This window comes from Pseudomonas sp. NPDC087614, from assembly GCF_044743485.1.
Classification (GTDB): domain Bacteria; phylum Pseudomonadota; class Gammaproteobacteria; order Pseudomonadales; family Pseudomonadaceae; genus Aquipseudomonas; species Aquipseudomonas baetica_A.
The window spans coordinates 1-19,693 of record NZ_JBIUWN010000091.1; the positions used below are offsets into that span (position 1 = coordinate 1).

Annotated in this window: 19 protein-coding genes; 9 read left to right on the top strand and 10 right to left on the bottom strand. The window is 59.7% G+C overall.

The window, feature by feature from the left end; translation table 11 throughout:
* The first annotated feature begins 426 nt into the window (after nucleotides 1–426).
* The 4 genes from ACIOWA_RS24230 (at nucleotide 427) to ACIOWA_RS24245 (ending at nucleotide 4,944) form a co-directional block, all read left to right on the top strand.
* The gene (locus tag ACIOWA_RS24230) at nucleotides 427–1,689 is read left to right on the top strand and encodes an ATP-binding protein (RefSeq protein ID WP_339431727.1); all 1,263 of its coding nucleotides are present in this window, start codon (nucleotides 427–429) and stop codon (nucleotides 1,687–1,689) included.
* Nucleotides 1,682–2,242, top strand: coding sequence for a response regulator transcription factor (locus ACIOWA_RS24235; RefSeq protein ID WP_003221630.1), 561 nt, complete (start codon nucleotides 1,682–1,684; stop codon nucleotides 2,240–2,242). Before ACIOWA_RS24230 ends, ACIOWA_RS24235 begins: the two co-directional genes overlap by 8 nt.
* Before the next feature lie 96 nt (nucleotides 2,243–2,338).
* Nucleotides 2,339–4,066: an ABC transporter ATP-binding protein/permease gene (locus ACIOWA_RS24240; protein WP_339431728.1), complete on the top strand. Its 1,728-nt coding sequence runs from the start codon at nucleotides 2,339–2,341 to the stop codon at nucleotides 4,064–4,066.
* A gap of 131 nt (nucleotides 4,067–4,197) precedes the next feature.
* Entirely contained in the window at nucleotides 4,198–4,944 is a 747-nt protein-coding gene (locus tag ACIOWA_RS24245) for a FadR/GntR family transcriptional regulator (RefSeq protein ID WP_339466248.1), read from the top strand.
* A gap of 7 nt (nucleotides 4,945–4,951) precedes the next feature.
* Here the strand turns inward: ACIOWA_RS24245 and ACIOWA_RS24250 are convergent, their stop codons facing one another.
* The 4 genes from ACIOWA_RS24250 to ACIOWA_RS24265 form a co-directional block, all read right to left on the bottom strand.
* Nucleotides 4,952–5,305 (bottom strand): hypothetical protein, encoded by a 354-nt coding sequence (locus ACIOWA_RS24250; RefSeq protein WP_401162327.1) that lies wholly within the window; start codon nucleotides 5,303–5,305, stop codon nucleotides 4,952–4,954.
* A gap of 198 nt (nucleotides 5,306–5,503) precedes the next feature.
* Nucleotides 5,504–5,818 (bottom strand): hypothetical protein, encoded by a 315-nt coding sequence (locus ACIOWA_RS24255; RefSeq protein ID WP_339431731.1) that lies wholly within the window; start codon nucleotides 5,816–5,818, stop codon nucleotides 5,504–5,506.
* Nucleotides 5,819–6,025: 207 nt separating this feature from the next.
* Nucleotides 6,026–6,217 (bottom strand): hypothetical protein, encoded by a 192-nt coding sequence (locus ACIOWA_RS24260; protein ID WP_339466247.1) that lies wholly within the window; start codon nucleotides 6,215–6,217, stop codon nucleotides 6,026–6,028.
* 2 nt (nucleotides 6,218–6,219) lie between these two features.
* Nucleotides 6,220–7,533 (bottom strand): phospholipase, encoded by a 1,314-nt coding sequence (locus ACIOWA_RS24265; RefSeq protein WP_401162329.1) that lies wholly within the window; start codon nucleotides 7,531–7,533, stop codon nucleotides 6,220–6,222.
* Between the two features lie 234 nt (nucleotides 7,534–7,767).
* On the opposite strand from ACIOWA_RS24265, the gene kdgD reads away from it, so the two are divergent.
* The 5 genes from kdgD (at nucleotide 7,768) to ACIOWA_RS24290 (ending at nucleotide 14,316) form a co-directional block, all read left to right on the top strand.
* The gene (gene kdgD / locus ACIOWA_RS24270; protein WP_007981458.1) at nucleotides 7,768–8,679 is read left to right on the top strand and encodes a 5-dehydro-4-deoxyglucarate dehydratase; all 912 of its coding nucleotides are present in this window, start codon (nucleotides 7,768–7,770) and stop codon (nucleotides 8,677–8,679) included.
* 74 nt (nucleotides 8,680–8,753) lie between these two features.
* Nucleotides 8,754–10,199, top strand: coding sequence for an aldehyde dehydrogenase family protein (locus ACIOWA_RS24275; RefSeq protein WP_339466244.1), 1,446 nt, complete (start codon nucleotides 8,754–8,756; stop codon nucleotides 10,197–10,199).
* 89 nt (nucleotides 10,200–10,288) lie between these two features.
* A complete protein-coding gene (locus ACIOWA_RS24280) occupies nucleotides 10,289–11,653 on the top strand; it encodes an MFS transporter (protein ID WP_339431735.1) in 1,365 nt (454 codons plus the stop codon).
* Nucleotides 11,654–11,664: 11 nt separating this feature from the next.
* Entirely contained in the window at nucleotides 11,665–13,218 is a 1,554-nt protein-coding gene (garD, locus tag ACIOWA_RS24285) for a galactarate dehydratase (RefSeq protein ID WP_401162332.1), read from the top strand.
* 156 nt (nucleotides 13,219–13,374) lie between these two features.
* Nucleotides 13,375–14,316: an AEC family transporter gene (locus tag ACIOWA_RS24290; RefSeq protein ID WP_339507701.1), complete on the top strand. Its 942-nt coding sequence runs from the start codon at nucleotides 13,375–13,377 to the stop codon at nucleotides 14,314–14,316.
* A 97-nt stretch (nucleotides 14,317–14,413) separates the two neighbouring features.
* Here the strand turns inward: ACIOWA_RS24290 and ACIOWA_RS24295 are convergent, their stop codons facing one another.
* The 6 genes from ACIOWA_RS24295 to gatC form a co-directional block, all read right to left on the bottom strand.
* The gene (locus ACIOWA_RS24295) at nucleotides 14,414–14,794 is read right to left on the bottom strand and encodes a carboxymuconolactone decarboxylase family protein (protein WP_339466237.1); all 381 of its coding nucleotides are present in this window, start codon (nucleotides 14,792–14,794) and stop codon (nucleotides 14,414–14,416) included.
* On the bottom strand, nucleotides 14,791–15,852 hold the full coding sequence (locus ACIOWA_RS24300; protein WP_339431738.1) for a calcium/sodium antiporter: 1,062 nt from the start codon (nucleotides 15,850–15,852) through the stop codon (nucleotides 14,791–14,793). Before ACIOWA_RS24300 ends, ACIOWA_RS24295 begins: the two co-directional genes overlap by 4 nt.
* A gap of 46 nt (nucleotides 15,853–15,898) precedes the next feature.
* A complete protein-coding gene (locus ACIOWA_RS24305; RefSeq protein ID WP_401162334.1) occupies nucleotides 15,899–16,273 on the bottom strand; it encodes a septal ring lytic transglycosylase RlpA family protein in 375 nt (124 codons plus the stop codon).
* A gap of 145 nt (nucleotides 16,274–16,418) precedes the next feature.
* Nucleotides 16,419–17,864: an Asp-tRNA(Asn)/Glu-tRNA(Gln) amidotransferase subunit GatB gene (gene gatB, locus ACIOWA_RS24310; RefSeq protein ID WP_339431740.1), complete on the bottom strand. Its 1,446-nt coding sequence runs from the start codon at nucleotides 17,862–17,864 to the stop codon at nucleotides 16,419–16,421.
* 10 nt (nucleotides 17,865–17,874) lie between these two features.
* Complete coding sequence (gatA, locus tag ACIOWA_RS24315; protein ID WP_339431741.1) at nucleotides 17,875–19,326, bottom strand: Asp-tRNA(Asn)/Glu-tRNA(Gln) amidotransferase subunit GatA; 1,452 nt, start codon at nucleotides 19,324–19,326, stop codon at nucleotides 17,875–17,877.
* A gap of 16 nt (nucleotides 19,327–19,342) precedes the next feature.
* On the bottom strand, nucleotides 19,343–19,630 hold the full coding sequence (gene gatC, locus ACIOWA_RS24320) for an Asp-tRNA(Asn)/Glu-tRNA(Gln) amidotransferase subunit GatC (RefSeq protein WP_007915356.1): 288 nt from the start codon (nucleotides 19,628–19,630) through the stop codon (nucleotides 19,343–19,345).
* Nucleotides 19,631–19,693 lie beyond the last annotated feature (63 nt).

Below are 19,693 nucleotides of genomic sequence, written 5' to 3' on the forward strand. Positions count from 1 at the left end.
ACCGTGTAGAGGGTCACGATCATCAGGTCGCGGGCCACTTCCTGGCTGACTTCGGCGCGCAGGGAAATCTGGTTGTAGTGCAGCTCATCGGCGGCCAGGGCCGGGAGGCTGGCGATGCTGCCGACGGTCAGGGCGAGAAGGGCGGCGCTGCGGCGAAATGTGTGCATGAAGGCTCCTTGATGGGGGCGCAGGTGTTGGGTGGGGGCCTGCGTGAAACCATCAGACTCTAGCTTTTATGATCCGGTTCGCCCAGTTACAACTTCTATACAGATGCTCGGGGCTGCCGCGCAACCATTCGCGAGCAGGCGTTCTTATAGCCGCCGAAAATCTTTTCGCCATGTGGTCGTTTGCCGCACTTTCGCCTCTCGGGGGCGCGGCTTGGTTATACTCCGTGCGATTCGCCTGGAGCGCTCATCAGGAGAGCTCATGCTCGCCCCCGTACAACTGACTTCCGCCACTCGCCAGAACCTCTGGCGGCTGACTTTCATCCGCACGCTGGTGCTCGCCGCGCAGGCCGGGTCCGTAGGCTTGGCCTATTGGCTGCAACTGTTGCCGTTGCCGTGGGTGCAACTGGCGATGACGTTGGGCTGTTCAACGCTGCTGTGCGTGTTTACCGCCGTGCGTTTGCGCACTTCGTGGCCGGTGACTGAGCTTGAATACGCTCTGCAATTGGCCTGTGATCTGGTGATCCACAGCGCGCTGCTGTATTTCTCCGGTGGTTCGACCAACCCGTTCGTTTCCTATTATCTGGTGCCGCTGACCATTGCTGCGGTGACGCTGCCCTGGCGCTATTCGGTGGTTCTGTCCGGTATCGCACTGGCGCTGTACACCCTGATGCTGACGCGGTTCTACCCGCTGGAAACCTTGCCGATCGCCCGGGAGAACCTGCAGGTCTATGGCATGTGGCTGAGCTTCGCGCTCGCGGCGGCGGTGATCACGTTCTTTGCTGCGCGCATGGCCGAGGAGCTGCGTCGTCAGGAGGAGCTGCGTGCGATTCGGCGCGAGGAAGGTCTGCGCGATCAGCAATTGCTCGCCGTTGCCACCCAGGCCGCCGGCGCTGCTCACGAATTGGGTACGCCGCTGGCGACCATGAGCGTATTGCTCAAAGAGATGCAGCAGGATCATCCCGACCCGATGCTGCAAGACGATCTGAAGGTGCTGCAGGATCAGGTCAAGCTCTGCAAGGAAACCCTGCAGCAGTTGGTGCGCGCCGCGGAGGCCAATCGGCGTCTGGCCGTCGAGATGCAGGACGTCACGGTCTGGCTCGACGAAGCGCTGAATCGCTGGCACTTGATGCGTCCGGAGGCCAGTTATCGCTTCCAGCGTCTCGGCCAGGGTGCGGTGCCGCGCATGGCGCCGCCGCCGGATCTGACCCAGGCACTGTTGAATCTGCTCAACAATGCCGCCGACGCCTGCCCGGAGAACCTTCAGGTGACGCTGGATTGGGACGCGGACACCTTGACCATCAGCATTCGTGACCACGGCGCCGGTGTGCCGCTGGCCATCGCCGAGCAGATCGGCAAACCGTTTTTTACCACCAAGGGCAAAGGTTTCGGCCTGGGCCTGTTTTTGAGCAAGGCCAGCGTGACACGCGCCGGCGGCTCAGTGAAACTCTATAGTCATGAGGAAGGCGGCACGCTCACCGAGCTGCGCCTGCCTCACGGTGCCCGAGGAGAGCAACATGAGTGACGAAATCCAAGTCGAAGGCGAAGAACTGCCGCATTTGCTGCTGGTCGACGACGACGCGACTTTCACCCGAGTCATGGCGCGCGCCATGGCCCGCCGCGGCTTTCGCGTCAGCACTGCCGGTTCCGCCGAGGAAGGCCTGACCATCGCTCAGGCCGATCTGCCGGACTACGCTGCGCTCGACCTGAAAATGGACGGCGACTCCGGGCTGGTATTGCTGCCGAAGTTGCTGGAGCTGGACCCGGAAATGCGCGTGGTGATCCTCACCGGTTATTCGAGCATTGCCACGGCGGTCGAAGCGATCAAGCGCGGCGCCTGCAACTACCTGTGCAAGCCGGCCGACGCCGACGACGTGCTCGCCGCGCTGCTCTCCGAGCACGCCGACCTCGACAGTCTGGTGCCGGAAAACCCGATGTCGGTTGATCGCCTGCAGTGGGAGCACATCCAGCGCGTACTCACCGAGCACGAAGGCAACATCTCCGCCACGGCTCGCGCCCTGGGCATGCACCGCCGCACCCTGCAGCGCAAACTGCAGAAGCGCCCGGTTCGTCGCTGAACCTGCGCTGAACGACTATCGCCAACCCTCGCGATAAAACGCACCGATCCTTTATGATCGGTGCGTGTGTGTTCTCTTCCATATCGAGCCTTATCCATGAATCCGAACGCTGAACATTCCGCGGTCAACGATGCTGTGCGCGGCCAGTTTTTTCGCAAAGTGTGGGCGATGATCACGCCTTACTGGCGCAGTGAAGAGAAGGTAAAGGCCTGGACGCTGCTGATTGCGGTGATAGCGCTCTCGCTGCTCAGCGTGGGAATCTCGGTGTGGTTCAACACCTGGTACAAGGATTTCTACAACGCTTTGCAAAAGAAGGACGAAGCGGCGTTCTGGCATCTGATTCTGTACTTCTGTGTGATCGCGGCCGTGGCGATTGTCGGTGCCGTGTACAGACAATATCTGACGCAGATGCTGACGATTCGCTGGCGGGCGTGGCTGACCGAAAAGCATTTCTCACGCTGGCTCGCCGACAAGAATTATTACCAACTGGAGCAGGGCGGTTACACCGATAACCCGGACCAGCGGATTTCCGAAGACCTCAACAGTTTCACGTCCAACACCCTTGAACTGGGTATCGGGCTGTTGCGCAATATCGTCAGTCTGGTGTCGTTCTCGATCATTTTGTGGGGCGTATCGGGCAGCATCGAACTCTATGGCATCACCATTCCCGGCTACATGTTCTGGTGCGTGCTGGTTTACGCCGTGGTGGGTAGCTGGCTGACGCATTTGATCGGTCGTCGCTTGATCGGTCTGAACAACCAGCAACAACGCTTTGAAGCTGACCTGCGTTTTTCCATGGTGCGGATTCGCGAGAATGCCGAGAGTATCGCGTTGTACAACGGCGAACCGAATGAGAACCGTCACTTGAGCAACCGTTTCGGCATGGTCTGGCATAACTTCTGGGACATCATGAAAGTGTCCAAACGCCTGACGTTTTTCACCGCCGGTTATAGCCAGGCTGCGATTATCTTCCCCTTCATCGTTGCTTCGCCGCGTTACCTCGCCGGCAAGATCGAACTGGGCGAGTTGATGCAGATCAGCTCGGCCTTCGGCAACGTTCAAGAGAGCTTCAGCTGGTTTATCAACGCGTACCAGAGCCTTGCTTCCTGGCGCGCCACCTGTGATCGTTTGCTGAGTTTCCGGCAGGCAATGACCGACAACGAAGACCGCCCGCCGGCCATTGATGTGCAAAATCAAGGCAGTGAGCTGAAGGTGCATGACCTGGGGCTGGATCTGGCCGACGGTCGTCATCTGTTGACCCGTGCCGACATGACCGTTGAGCCGGGCGAGCGCGTCATGCTCAGTGGCCGTTCCGGCAGTGGCAAGTCCACGCTGCTGCGCGCGATGGGGCATTTGTGGCCGGCGGGGCACGGCAATATTCGTCTGCCAGCGGCGCGTTATCTGTTCCTGCCGCAGAAACCCTATCTGCCCATCGGCACCCTGCGCGAAGCGCTGAGTTATCCACAGCCGGGCGATACCTATGCGCCGCAGCGTTATGCACAGGTGCTGGAAACCTGTCGGTTGCCGCATCTGGTAGCCCGTGTCGATGAAGCCAATCACTGGCAGCGCCTGTTGTCGCCGGGCGAGCAACAGCGCTTGGCCTTCGCCCGCGCGCTGCTCTATGCACCGCAATGGCTGTACATGGACGAAGCCACGTCGGCAATGGATGAAGAAGACGAAGCGACGCTGTATCAGGCACTGATCGATCAGTTGCCGGGGGTAAGCATCGTCAGCGTCGGCCATCGCAGCAGTCTGAAGCGCTTCCACCCACGGCATGTGCGAATCGACAGCGGCCATTTGGTTGAGCAAACCGTAACGGCATGATCACGACACAAATCCTGTGGGAACTGGCAAGCCAACTCCCACAGAATTTGTGGTGTTAACGGAAAGTGATCGTACAACCCGCTTGAGCTATGATGCCAACCAAGCCGAATTTTCGAGACCCGATACAAACCATGGAAAACCTGATCGACACCCCGCGCCTTCCGCGCAAGCGCCGCAGCCTCGCACAGGAATTAGTGACGGTGCTGAGTGAGCAGATCCGTGATGGCCTGCTCAAGCGCGGCGACAAGTTGCCCACCGAGTCGGCGATCATGCAAGCCCATGGCGTCAGCCGCACCGTGGTGCGTGAGGCGATTTCCCGACTGCAAGCGGCCGGGCAAGTGGAAACCCGTCATGGCATCGGCACTTTTGTACTCGATACGCCTAGCCCCAGCGGCTTCCGTATCGACCCGGCCACGGTCGTCACCCTGCGTGATGTGCTGGCGATTCTTGAATTACGCATCAGCCTTGAAGTGGAGTCCGCCGGCCTCGCTGCACAACGCCGCAGCCCCGAGCAACTGGCGACCATGCGCGCTGCCCTCGATGCGCTGAACGATAGCGTGTCCCATGCCAGTGATGCCGTCGCGTCGGACTTTGCCTTCCACCTCGAAATAGCCCTGTCCACCGGCAACCGCTACTTCACCGACATCATGACCCACCTGGGCACCAGCATCATCCCGCGCACGCGGCTGAATTCGGCGCGTCTGGCCCATGATGACCAACAGCACTACATGAATCGCCTGAGCCGCGAGCACGAAGAAATCTACGACGCGATTGCCCGCCAGGATTCCGATGCGGCCCGTGCGGCCATGCGTCTGCACCTGACCAACAGCCGTGAAAGACTGCGCCAGGCCCATGAAGAGGCGCAGGCGCAGGGGTGATTGCTGTTTAGCGTTCGAGCTTCACACGCAGCATGTCGGAGCTCCCGAGATTCTGCCCTGCTCTTGCCACGGTGTAGTGCAGATCGGCAGTGGCTTTTGGAACGAGTTTTTTCTCAAAAACATCTTTGGGAACAGCGAGCACTAGGGGCTTTCCGGCCTGCAAGTCAGTCACTGTGATTTCGGTTTCAAAGCTGTTACCGGTAGACGTTTTTACGTGTAGCGCAACTACGTCGCCGGCAGCCTGGTTTGCGTAAGCGTTTACCACACCGTGGGCTTTTTCCTGCAATTTGCCAACGTGTAGTACCCCGTTCACGGCTTCCTGGAGCTCTGGAGCAGCCAACACTTTTACTTGTGCAGTCATGATCAAATTCCTTTTCACTGTCCCTTCAAACCGTTGAATGAGCGCAAGTTACGGCTTGGCGCTGTCGGAGCCGGTTCGTTAACTCCTCAGCCATTAAGGCCGAGATCCGATATGGCTGGCACCTGTAAGAAATACCAGTCCCGACGAACGGTCTATGTCTTTTGAACTGCGCGCCCGATCAACAGGCACGCCCGGACATCAGGCTTCAATACGCAGCATCAACGGGGCCGAAAACGGTTCCATGCTTGATTCATCCTGAAACTTGTAGCGCAGTTCGATTTCGCAATTCACATACGTCTGCAGCACTTCCTTTGGAATCTGCAATTCGATGCCCGTCAGTTTTTCCATCTCGTCCTCGGCGTCATCCCAGGTGCCGGTGTCGACTTCTTCGCCCGCCCATTCAGGCTCTTCGGGGTCTTCGCCGAGAATGGCGTAGACGCTCCAGTTGGCCGCAAAGTCGCTGGAGTCCGGGACCTCAACGATCAGGTGATCGCTCAGTTCCGACAGGTTCACGGTTGCCGTCTCTGGTGAGTGAGGCAGAAATTGCACAAGTGTGGGTGAGACAAAAGTCATGAGGGGGGCTCTCCGTGCGTAGTGCGCCGTGATCCATTCACGGCGGTTCTGCACGGTAAAAGACTCTCCCAGAAGGTGTTTTAAACCGTTCATTTCCAGTCATTTCAAAGCCCCCCTGCGGCAGTCCCTACAGGGGGGCGGATGTTGTCAGTGGCGCGGCAGAATTGAACGGTCGACCCTTACGGCGAGCAGGCCGGCAGCGGGGTTGGCATCAAAGGTTGCGTAACCTTGGGCATCCACCGTCGCCCGGGCAATTGGCAGGCCTTTGGCCAATAACTCCAGAGGCGCGCCCTTCAGTGATTGGCCCGAGGCCAGTTCCAGTTTCAGTTTGATCGTCATGGTCAATCTCCTTGATTGGTGTTGCCGCTGGGGTGGTAATCCTTGAGCAGCAGGTACGTGCTCCAACCCCACCAGTCGTCGACGGTCGCGGTGTCGTTGAGGTTGTTTACATCCCTGCGCCGCAGCACCTTGCTGCCCTGTGTGCGAAACAGCGCCGGGAAATTGTTTGCCGGGTTCAACACAGCCGTCAGATCCGGCAGCCGTTGCAGTGCAGAAAACGCGGACGGTACGGGCATTTTTCCGCTGAGATACGCCGCAAACACTTCGTCCTCCGAGGCTTGCACCGCTTGATTGACCTGCTGGCGGTTGTCGGCGTCGGTGGCTTCGAAGTAGCGCTTGTCGCCGAACGCACGCCATTGATCGCCATAAGCGTTGCGCACGCTGAGGCCGAACTTGCTGTCCTCGTCGTGCATGAAACGCGTAATCAATGAACCCAGATCGCTCGGCGTGACCGCAGCAGCCAACGCCTTGCGTGGCACACGCAGGTGGCCGGAGGAAAACAGGTCGGTGAGGAAGTGGTCGGCAAACGCGTTCATCGCGTAAGCCCGTTGCAGTTGCTGCTCATCGTGATTGGCGTGGGCGACCATGGCGGTTTGCAAGGCCGCAGTGTGGCCGGCGATGTAGGCCAGTTTTGCCCATTCACCGAAATGATCAGCATTGTTCGCCGCCAGTTTCAAATAGCGCCCCAGTGGAAACAGCGCCGAGATAAAACTGCCGCCACCGGTGATTTTGTTCCACTCCTCGGACAACGTATCTCCTAGCGCGTCATAGGCCTCGTGGGGTTGTTTGCCGTCCTTTATTGCCTGTTTAACCGCGTCGATCTCTTTTTGCATGACCGCGAGAATCTGTGTTGCTTCGCCCCTTGAAGCGGCAGTGACCGCGAGAGAATTGAACGCCGCGTTGAAGCGTTGCAGGCGGTCGACCGGTGTTGCGCCTTCGTTGATCGGCTGATCGACGATGCCGTAGAAGTCGCCGCCCAGCGCCAGCACTTGGCCGTAGGTGAGCGCCAAGCCATTGGGCAGATGCAATGGCACGTTTTGCGCGAAGATCGGTTGGGCATCTTCGGCGAAGCGCAGCAGTGTGTTGTCGCCGATGGCCGTGTGTTCAGCGCCCTCAAACCGTGCTTGCAGCTTGCCCTTCAAGGCTTGATCGGGGAGGGCGGTGGCAGGCTCTACATCGCTGTGGGCATCGGCGATGTGCAGCACCAGATGTGGATCTTCGGTGCTGAAGTCGATGCCGGATTGAGTAAACAGATCATCAAAACGGGCAATGACCGGTTTGGGTTTTTCCTGGGATTTGGTTTGTAGACCGGACATTTCTATCTCCTTGATATGTCGTCGGCTGATTTTAATATGCTGTATGGATATACAGTAAATTTCACTTTAGTCGAGAAAATTCCTACGTCAAGGATCGATCTTGTCCGACAAAAAAACGTGCTCTGCGATGAAATGCAGTTGACGGTTATTTTTTAAGTTGTACGATGACCTACAACTTCGGCGAAGGCTGAACGATTCAACCACAACAATATTGCTACCCAGGGTGTTCGAATAATGAATCCACAAGAACTGAAGTCCATCCTCTCCGCCGGTCTGCTGTCTTTCCCGGTCACCGATTTCAACGCGCAGGGTGATTTCAACCGCGCAGGCTATATCAAGCGTCTGGAATGGCTGGCCCCTTATGGCGCCTCGGCATTGTTCGCCGCCGGCGGCACCGGTGAGTTCTTCTCCCTGGCGGCCAGCGAATATTCGGAAATCATCAAGACGGCCGTCGACACCTGCGCGACCAGCGTGCCAATTCTCGCTGGCGTTGGCGGTTCGACCCGTCAGGCCATCGAATATGCTCAAGAAGCCGAGCGTCTGGGCGCCAAAGGTCTGTTGCTGCTGCCGCACTACCTGACCGAAGCGAGCCAGGACGGGGTTGCCGCCCACGTTGAAGCGGTGTGCAAATCGGTCAACATCGGTGTGGTCGTCTACAACCGCAACGTCTGCCGCCTGACCGCGCCGTTGCTGGAACGTCTGGCCGAGCGCTGCCCGAACCTGATCGGTTACAAGGACGGTCTGGGTGATATCGAGTTGATGGTGTCGATTCGTCGCCGTCTCGGTGATCGCTTCAGCTACCTGGGTGGTCTGCCGACTGCCGAAGTCTACGCCGCTGCCTACAAGGCGCTGGGCGTGCCGGTTTACTCCTCGGCAGTGTTCAACTTCATCCCGAAAACCGCGATGGATTTCTACCACGCGATCGCCCGTGAAGATCACGCCACTGTCGGCAAGATCATTGACGACTTCTTCCTGCCGTACCTGGACATCCGCAACCGCAAGGCCGGTTATGCCGTGAGCATCGTCAAGGCCGGCGCCAAAATCGCCGGCTATGACGCAGGCCCGGTGCGGGCGCCGCTGACCGATCTGACGGGCGAAGAGTATGAAATGCTCGCCGCGCTGATCGACAAGCAAGGTGCGCAATAACACCTGAAAAATGCGAGGCCGCTGAGCAATCAGCGGCTTTTTGCGTGAAGGTTTTAAGTTTTGAGGGCTGCGCTGTGACCAATGCAAAACGCTACGACAACTACATCAACGGTGAATGGGTTGCCGGTGCCGACTACTCGGCCAACATCAACCCGTCCGAGCTGAACGACACTATCGGCGATTACGCCAAGGCTGACCTGACTCAGGTTCACGCCGCCATCGACGCCGCTCGCGCAGCGTTTGCGGCGTGGTCGACCTCGGGGATTCAGGCCCGTCACGATTCGCTGGATAAAGTCGGCACTGAAATTCTCGCCCGCCGCGAAGAACTCGGCACCCTGCTGGCCCGGGAAGAGGGCAAAACCCTGCCCGAAGCCATCGGCGAAGTGACCCGCGCCGGTAATATCTTCAAATTCTTCGCCGGTGAATGCCTGCGACTGTCCGGCGACTACGTGCCGTCGGTGCGCCCGGGCGTCAACGTCGAAGTCACCCGCGAAGCGCTGGGTGTGGTCGGTCTGATCACCCCGTGGAACTTCCCGATTGCGATCCCTGCGTGGAAAATCGCCCCGGCCCTGGCCTACGGTAACTGCGTGGTGCTGAAACCGGCGGATCTGGTGCCGGGCTGCGCCTGGGCGCTGGCCGAAATCATCTCCCGCGCCGGTTTCCCGGCCGGCGTGTTCAACCTGGTGATGGGCAGCGGTCGCGTGGTGGGCGAAGCCCTGGTCAACAGTCCGAAAGTCGATGGCATCAGCTTCACCGGTTCGGTTGGCGTCGGGCGGCAGATTGCGGTCAATTGCGTCTCGCGTCAGGCCAAGGTTCAGCTGGAAATGGGCGGCAAGAACCCGCAGATCATTCTCGACGACGCCGACCTCAAGCAAGCGGTCGAGTTGTCGGTGCAGAGCGCGTTCTACTCCACCGGCCAACGTTGCACCGCATCGAGCCGCTTGATCGTTACCGCCGGCATTCACGACCAGTTCGTGCAAGCCATGGCCGAGCGCATGAAGTCGATCAAGGTCGGCCACGCGCTGAAATCCGGCACCGATATTGGCCCGGTCGTCTCGCAAGCGCAGCTTGAACAGGACATGAAGTACATCGACATCGGCCAGTCCGAGGGTGCTCGTCTGGTCAGCGGCGGTGGTTTGGTGACGTGCGATACCGAAGGCTACTTCCTCGCCCCGACGCTGTTTGCCGACAGTGAAGCGTCGATGCGTATCAGCCGAGAAGAGATTTTCGGCCCGGTGGCCAACATCGTGCGCGTGGCTGATTACGATGCTGCGCTGGCGATGGCCAATGACACTGAATTCGGCCTGTCGGCGGGTATCGCCACCACGTCGCTCAAGTACGCCAACCACTTCAAGCGCCACTCCCAGGCCGGGATGGTGATGGTCAACCTGCCGACGGCCGGCGTGGATTACCACGTTCCGTTCGGCGGGCGTAAAGGTTCATCCTATGGATCTCGTGAGCAAGGCCGCTATGCGCAAGAGTTTTACACGGTCGTGAAGACCAGCTACATCGGTTCCTGATCTATGGGAGCTGGCCGGCCAGCTCCCACAAAAGACAGACCCAACAAGATTCACCCGCGCATAAAAATAATCAGTGGGAGTACATCTACATGCAATCGTCCAAGCCGACTCACGTCCGCTATTTGATCCTGCTCATGCTGTTTCTGGTGACCACGATCAACTACGCCGACCGCGCAACTATCGCTATCGCCGGTTCCAGCCTGCAAAAAGACCTCGGTATCGACGCGGTCACCCTCGGTTACATCTTCTCTGCATTCGGTTGGGCCTACGTGGCCGGGCAAATTCCCGGCGGCTGGCTGCTCGATCGCTTCGGCTCGAAAAAAGTCTATGCCCTGAGCATTTTCACCTGGTCGCTGTTCACCGTGCTGCAAGGCTTTGTCGGTGAGTTCGGCATGTCCACGGCCATCGTCGCGCTGTTCATGCTGCGCTTTTTGGTCGGGCTGGCTGAGGCGCCATCCTTCCCCGGCAACGCACGCATTGTGGCGGCGTGGTTCCCGACCGCTGAACGCGGCACTGCTTCGGCGATCTTCAACTCGGCGCAATACTTTGCCACGGTGCTGTTCGCGCCGCTGATGGGCTGGATTGTCTATTCCTACGGCTGGGAGCACGTGTTCATTGTCATGGGCGTGTTCGGCATCGTCTTCTCGCTGATCTGGCTGAAGGTTATCCACAGCCCGCGCCAACACCCGATGGCCAACGAAGCGGAAGTAACGTTCATCGCCGACAACGGCGGCATGGTCGATATGGATCAGAACAAAGGCAAAAAGGCTGACGGCCCGAAGTGGGACTACATCCGCCAACTGCTGACCAATCGCATGATGCTTGGCGTGTACCTGGGCCAGTACTGCATCAACGGCATCACCTATTTCTTCCTGACCTGGTTCCCGGTGTATCTGGTGCAAGAGCGTGGCATGACCATTCTCAAGGCCGGTTTCATTGCCTCGTTGCCCGCCATCTGTGGTTTTATCGGCGGCGTGCTGGGCGGGTTGATTTCCGATCACCTGCTGCGCAAGGGCCACTCGCTGACCTTCGCCCGCAAGGCGCCAATCATTGCCGGCCTGCTGGTGTCCAGCAGCATCGTCGCTTGCAACTATGTTGATGTTGAATGGATGGTCGTTGGCTTCATGGCGCTGGCCTTCTTCGGTAAGGGCGTTGGCGCACTGGGCTGGGCGGTGGTATCCGACACGTCGCCAAAACAGATCGCCGGTCTGAGCGGTGGGCTGTTCAACACCTTCGGCAACATTGCTTCGATCACCACGCCGATCGTGATCGGCTACATCATCAGCTCCACCGGTTCGTTCAAATGGGCGCTGGTGTTCGTCGGTGCCAACGCCTTGGTGGCGGTGTTCAGCTATCTGGTCATCGTTGGCCCGATCAAACGTGTGGTGCTCAAAGAGCCACCCACCCAGGGTGGTTCTGAAACCACGGGTAAATTGTCTCAAGCGCATTCCTGAGGAGCGGCGTCATGCAGTTGATTGAACATTCCGACTCGCCGCGCTACATCCGCCTGCACGAGCGGGACAATGTAGTGATTGTGGTCAATGACCAAGGGGTACCGGCCGGTACTGAGTTTCCGGATGGCCTGGTGACGGTGGGTTTTGTGCCGCAGAGCCACAAGGTCACGCTGCAAGACATTCCCGAGGGCGGGCACGTGATTCGCTACGGCCAGATCATTGGCTACGCATTGCAGCCGATCCCCCGTGGCAGTTGGGTCAAGGAAGATCAACTGCGCATGCCGACCGCGCCGCCGCTGGACAGTTTGCCGCTCTCCACCGAGGTGCCGGACGCTCAGGCGCCGCTCGAAGGCTTCACTTTCGAGGGGTATCGCAACGCTGACGGCACTGTTGGCACGCGCAATATTCTCGGGATCACCACCACCGTGCAGTGCGTGACCGGCGTGCTTGATCACGCGGTAAAACGCATCAAGGATGAGCTGCTGCCCAAGTACCCGCACGTCGATGACGTGGTCGCACTGACCCACAGTTACGGCTGCGGCGTGGCGATCACCGCCACCGACGCGTACATCCCGATTCGCACGGTGCGCAATCTGGCGCGCAACCCGAACCTGGGGGGCGAGGCGTTGGTGATCAGCCTGGGCTGCGAGAAATTGCAGGCCGGGCAGGTCATGCACGAAGACGACGCTTCGGTTGATCTCAGTGATCCCTGGCTGTATCGCTTGCAGGATTCCAGTCACGGTTTTACCGAGATGATCGAGCAGATCATGGCGTTGGCCGAAGTCCGTCTGAAGAAGCTCGATCAGCGCCGCCGGGAAACCGTGCCGGCGTCCGAACTGATCCTCGGCATGCAGTGCGGCGGCAGCGATGCGTTCTCCGGCATCACTGCCAACCCGGCGCTGGGGTATGCCTCGGACTTGCTGCTGCGGGCGGGGGCGACGGTGATGTTTTCTGAAGTCACCGAAGTGCGCGATGCGATTTATCTGCTGACGTCCCGGGCCAAGACCAAGGCGATCGCCGAGGAACTGGTCCGCGAAATGGACTGGTACGACCGGTATCTGGCCAAGGGTGAAGCGGATCGCAGCGCCAATACCACGCCGGGCAACAAGAAGGGCGGGCTGTCGAACATTGTCGAGAAGTCCTTGGGCTCGATCGTCAAATCCGGCAGCAGCGCGATCAATGGCGTGCTTGGCCCGGGTGAGCGCTTCAAGCACAAGGGTTTGATTTTCTGTGCGACCCCGGCCAGTGATTTTGTCTGCGGCACATTGCAGTTGGCGGCAGGGATGAACCTGCATGTGTTCACCACTGGGCGCGGTACGCCTTATGGGCTGGCGATGGCGCCAGTGGTGAAGGTCTCGACGCGTACCGAGTTGGCGCAGCGCTGGCCTGACTTGATCGACATTGATGCCGGGCGGATTGCCACCGGGCGGGCGTCCATCGAGGAGTTGGGTTGGGAGTTGTTCCACTACTACCTGGACGTGGCGAGTGGCAAGCAGCAGACGTGGGCGGAGAAGCACAAGCTGCACAACGACATTACGTTGTTCAATCCGGCGCCGATTACCTGAGACCGCGTCATCGTTCTTCGCGAGCAAGCCCGCTCCCACAGGGAAATGCATTTCAAATGTGGGAGAGGGCTTGCTCGCGAAGAGTGACTCACAGACGCCGGAGAACTTGTGGCTTATCATTAGGCCCCTAACGACGCTCACCCAAGGCTCTGCGGCATGCTGGCTATTTTCCTCGAAACCCTGAACATCACCGCGCCGGTATTTGCCATGCTGTTTCTCGGTGTGCTGCTCAAGCGCATCGACTGGATCAACGACAACTTCATCCATACCGCGTCGGCACTGGTGTTCAATGTTTCCATGCCGGCGTTGCTGTTCCTCGGCATTTTGCATGCTGACCTGCACGCCGCGTTGCAACCGGCGTTGCTGATCTACTTCTCGCTCGCCACCCTGGCCTGCTTCGCCATTGCCTGGGGCTGGGCGATTTTCAGATGCCCGCGTGAAGATCGCGGTATCTATACCCAAGGCGCATTTCGCGGCAATAACGGCGTCATCGGTCTGGCACTCGCCGCCAGTATGTATGGTGACTACGGGATTTCCCTCGGGGCGATTCTCGCCGCGTTGGTGATCCTGTTTTACAACACGCTCTCGACCATTGTGCTGGCGGTGTACAGCCCGGTGATCAAGTCCGATCCGTGGAGCATCTGTAAAAGCGTGTTCAGCAATCCGCTGATCATCAGCGTGATTGCGGCAGCGCCGTTTGCCTATTTCAAGATCAGTCTGCCGGGGTGGCTGGAAACCTCGGGTCAGTATCTGGCGCAGACCACCTTACCGCTGGCGTTGATCTGTATTGGCGGCACGCTATCGCTGGCGGCGTTGCGCAAGAGCGGCAGCATGGCGCTGAGTTCGAGTCTGGTGAAGATGATCAGTCTGCCGCTGCTGGCAACGGTCGGTGCCTGGCTGTGGGGGTTCCGCGGGCCGGAGTTGGGGATTCTGTTTCTTTATTTTGGCAGCCCGACGGCGGCGGCCAGTTTTGTCATGGCCCGGGCGGCACAGGGCAATCATGAACTCGCGGCAGCGATCATCGTGCTGACCACGTTGATGGCAGCGGTGACCACCAATTTCGGGATCTTCATTTTGCAGTGGGGTGGGTGGATCTGACCTGAGATTCAAAGGGGCGTTGGGCAACCTGCAATCGCCCACATTTGCAATGCTTGCCCCTGTGGGAGCGGGCTTGCTGGCGAAGACGTCAGTCCGGTCACTCAGGTTTCCGGTAACTGTCGATCACCTCCTGCGCCGCGCGAAACGCGTCAATCGCCGCCGGCACGCCGGCATACACTGCGCAATGCAGCAACGCCTCGCGAATCTCTTCGACCGTGCAGCCATTGTTCAACGCGCCGCGTACGTGACCTTTCAACTCTTGCGGGCACTTCAACGCCGTCAGCGCGGCAAGGGTGATCAAACTGCGGGTTTTGAGCGGTAAACCTTCGCGATTCCACACGCCACCCCAGGCATGTTCATTGACGAAGTCCTGCAGCGGCTGGGTGAACTCGGTGACGTTGCCCAGCGCGCGATCAACGAATGCATCGCCCATTACCTGGCGGCGGATTTCAACCCCGGATTGCTTCGAATCGGTCATGGCACATCCCTCTTGTGGTGTTGGCGTCGCCAAGCGATGACTGACGTGAACAGCAAAAACGTCAGCAGCGTCGGCAAAACGTAAAACAGCATCAGCCGCTCGAGTTTGCCAGCCAGTGGCATGCCGGTGGTGAACGACACCACATGCAACCCGTACGCCAGATACAAACCGAGCAGCAACAGACCTTCGGCGCGGGTCACCCGGTAGCCGGAATAGAACACTGGCAGGCTCAGCACGGCGACGCCGAGCATCACCGGCAGGTCGAAATCCAGCGCATTGGGCGAGACCGACAACGGCGTCGGCGCGATCAGCGCGGTGAAGCCGAGTACACCGAGCAGGTTGAACAGGTTGGCGCCGATCACGTTGCCTACCGCGATGTCCCGTTGCCCGCGCAATGCCGCGATCAGCGACGTGGCGAGTTCCGGCAGCGAGGTGCCTACGGCGACCACGGTCAGGCCAATGACGCGTTCGGAAAAACCAAGATCGGTCGCCACCTCAATGGCAGCGCCTAACAGCAGGTGTCCGGCGAATACCAGCATCGCCAGTCCGACGATGATCATCAGCGAACTGCCGATCCAGGACGCCTGTGTTGCTTCGCCGTGTTCCGAGTGCGGTCGTGTCGAATGCCGTGACTGGCGCAGCAGTAAACCCAGGTAAAGCGCCAGGGCGCCCAGTAGCAGGATGCCGTCGAAACGACCGATTTCCCCATTCCAGGCCAGAACAAACACCAGCAGGCAGGCGCCGATCATCAGCGGAATGTCCAGGCGCACCAATTGTCGCGACACGCGCAGCGGAATGATCAGCGCCGACAAACCGAGGGTCACGAGGATGTTGAAGATGCTGCTGCCGACCACACTACCGACGGCAATGTCGGAGTTGTGTGCCAGCGTGGCTTGCAGACTCACCGCCATCTGCGGTGCGCTACTGCCCAGGGCAACAAGGGTCAGACCGATGATCAGTGGCCGTACATTCAGTCGCGCGGCCAGGCGTACGGCTGCACGCACCATCAGTTCGGCGCCGAAGATCAGCAGGCACAGCCCGGCAAGCAGTTCGATCACGCTGAGCAGTGGTAGGTCGGTCAGTGCGAAAATGGTCGGTGCTCCATCAGTTGTCGAGGGCCTGCACGCGAACCCGTGCGGTGCCGCTGCGCAGCATACCGAGTTGTTCGGCTGCCTCGCGAGACACATCGATCAACCGCCCACGGGTATGCGGGCCGCGATCGTTGATGCGGACTACGACCGATTCATCGTTTTTCAGGTTGGTGACCTTCACCCGGGTGCCAAAGGGGAGCTGGCGATGGGCGGCGGTCAGGGCATTCTGGTTGAACGGCTCGCCACTGGCGGTCCGTTTTCCGTGGTGTCTGGCACCGTAATAGGAGGCGACGCCGGTCTGGTCGTAACCGTGCGGGTCGATGATGTCGGTGCTGGCGCAACCGGCCAGTAAAGAGAGCAGGGTGAAGGCGCCGAGCAGACGTTTCATTCAAAGGCTCCACAAAACAAATGTGGGGGCGGCGGTGCGACGAGGGGGTCACATTCAACAGCTTTGCTGACTGTCAGACCGCTTTCGCGAGCAAGCCCGCTCCCACAGGGGATGGAGCCAGACCTACGTTCTGGCTCCGTTTGCATCAGCCTTCGAGCTTGCTTTTGAGCAGTTCGTTCACTTGCTGCGGGTTGGCCTTGCCCTTGGAGGCTTTCATGGCCTGGCCGACGAAGAAGCCGAACATCTTGCCGCGCTTGGCTTCGTCTGCCGCGCGGTATTGCTCGACCTGCTCGGCGTTGGCCGCGAGCATTTCGTCCAGCACTGCCGAGATCGCGCCGCTGTCGGTCACTTGCTTGAGGCCGCGCTTTTCGATGATCTCGTCAGCGCTGCCTTCACCGTTGGCCATCGCTTCGAACACTACCTTGGCGATTTTGCCGGAGATGGTGTTGTCCTTGATGCGCTGCAACATTCCGCCCAACAGTTCAGCGGAAACCGGCGACTCGTCGATGTCCAGGCCTTGTTTGTTGAGCAGGCTGCCCAACTCGACCATCACCCAGTTCGCCGCCAGTTTGGCGTCGCCGCCGATGGCTGCAACTTTCTCGAAGTAGTCCGCTTGCTCACGGCTGGTGGCCAGCACGTTGGCGTCGTAGGCCGACAGACCGAACTGGCTCTGGAAGCGCTCGCGTTTTTGCGGTGGCAGTTCCGGCAGGGTGGCGCGCACCTCACCGAGGAACGACTCTTCGATGACCACCGGCAACAGATCCGGATCGGGGAAGTAACGGTAGTCGTTGGCTTCCTCTTTCGAACGCATCGGACGGGTTTCGTCCTTGTTCGGATCGTACAGACGGGTCTGCTGGATCACTTTGCCGCCGTCTTCGATCAGCTCGATCTGACGCTGGATCTCGGAGTTGATCGCCTTCTCGATGAAACGAAACGAGTTGACGTTCTTGATCTCGCAGCGTGTTCCGAACTCAACCTGGCCTTTCGGACGGATCGACACGTTGCAGTCGCAACGCAGCGAACCTTCGGCCATGTTGCCGTCGCAGATGCCCAGATAACGCACCAGCGCGTGGATCGCCTTGACGTAAGCCACGGCTTCCTTGGCGCTGCGCATGTCCGGCTCGGAAACGATTTCCAGCAGCGGCGTACCGGCACGGTTCAGGTCGATGCCGGTGGCGCCGTTGAATTCTTCGTGCAGGCTCTTGCCGGCGTCTTCTTCCAGGTGCGCGCGGGTGATGCCGACACGTTTGACCGTGCCGTCTTCCAGCGCGATGTCCAGATGGCCCTTGCCGACGATCGGCAATTCCATCTGGCTGATCTGGTAGCCCTTCGGCAGGTCAGGGTAGAAGTAGTTTTTACGGGCGAACACGTTGTGTTGACCGATCTGGGCGTCAATCGCCAGACCAAACATCACGGCCATGCGCACGGCTTCCTGGTTCAGCACCGGCAATACGCCGGGCATGCCCAGGTCGATCAGGCTGGCCTGCGTGTTCGGCTCGGAGCCAAACGTGGTGGAACTACCGGAAAAGATTTTCGACCGGGTGGTGAGCTGAGTGTGAATCTCCAGCCCGATCACGACTTCCCATTGCATGTGTGTCTCCTCAGAAGCCGGTTGGGGTGCGAGTGTGCCAGTCGGTGTTCAACTGATACTGGTGCGCAACGTTGAGCAAACGGCCTTCCTGGAAATACGGCGCGAGCAACTGCACGCCCACTGGCAGACCGTCGACAAAACCGGCCGGCATCGACAGGCCCGGCAAGCCCGCGAGGTTGGCGGTGATGGTGTAGACGTCTTCCAGATAAGCCGCGACCGGGTCGCTGTTCTTGGCGCCAAGTTTCCAGGCCGGGTTCGGCGTGGTCGGGCCGAGGATGATGTCGACCTCGTTGAAGGCCGCCATGAAATCGTTCTTCACCAGGCGACGGATCTTCTGCGCTTTGAGGTAGTAGGCATCGTAGTAACCGGCGGACAGCGCATAGGCACCGACCATGATCCGGCGCTGCACTTCGGTACCGAAACCTTCGCCACGGGAGCGCTTGTACAGGTCGATCAGGTCTTTCGGGTGCTCGCAACGGTGTCCGAAACGCACGCCGTCGAAACGCGACAGGTTGGAGGAGGCCTCTGCCGGCGCGATCACGTAGTACGCAGGAATCGCGTGCTGCATGTTCGGCAGGCTGATGTCCTTGATCACGGCACCGAGCTTCTGCAACTCTTTGATGCTGTTGTGGATCAGCTCGGCAATGCGCGGGTCGAGACCGGCGCTGAAGTATTCCTTCGGCACGCCGATGCGCAGGCCTTGCAGCGACGTATTGAGGCTGGCGGAGTAATCCGGCACGGGCTCATCGATGCTGGTGGAGTCGTTCTGATCGAAGCCGGCCATACCTTGCAACAAAATCGCGCAGTCTTCGGCAGTGCGCGCCAACGGGCCGCCCTGATCGAGGCTGGAAGCGTAAGCGATCATGCCCCAGCGCGAAACACGACCGTAGGTCGGTTTCAGGCCGGTGAGGTTGGTGAATGCAGCTGGCTGACGGATCGACCCTCCCGTGTCAGTGGCGGTCGCCGCTGGCAGCAGACGAGCGGCAACTGCCGCCGCCGAACCACCGGACGAACCGCCCGGCACGTGTTCCAGGTTCCACGGGTTTTTCACCGCGCCGTACCAGCTCGACTCGTTGGCCGAACCCATGGCGAATTCGTCCATGTTGGTCTTGCCCAGGGTCACGGCGCCGGCAGCCGCCAGTTTCGCAACCACGGTGGCGTCGTAGGGCGCTTTGAAGTTGTCGAGCATCTTCGAGCCGCAGCTGGTGCGAATGCCCTGAGTGCAGAACAGGTCTTTGTGAGCGATCGGCGCACCGAGCAGGGCGCCGCTCTCACCGTTGGCACGGCGGGCATCGGCGGCTTTCGCCTGCTCCAGCGCCAGCTCTTCGGTGAGGCTGATGAAACTGTTGAGCTGAGGATCGAGCTGGGTGATACGCGCCAGCAGGACTTTGGTCAGCTCTTCGGAGGAAAACTTTTTATCGGCGAGACCGCGGGCGATCTCGGCCAGAGTCATTTGATGCATTGCAGGCTCTTTCCCTTTAGTCGATGACTTTCGGAACCAGATACAGGCCGTTTTCGACCGCTGGTGCGATGGACTGATAGGCCTCGCGATGATTGCTTTCGGTCACGACGTCGGCGCGCAGGCGCTGACTGGCTTCCAGCGGGTGGGCCAAAGGCTCGATACCGTCGGTATTGACGGCCTGCATTTCGTCGACCAGCCCGAGAATGCTGTTGAGGGCGGAAGTAATGTGCGGAAGATCGGCATCATTAAGGCCAAGACAGGCCAGATGAGCGATTTTTTCCACGTCGGAGCGTTCTAGCGCCATCGGGATTCTCCAGTGGAAAACAGAACGGACGGCGTCCGTGTGTTAGATTGTCGGAACACTACC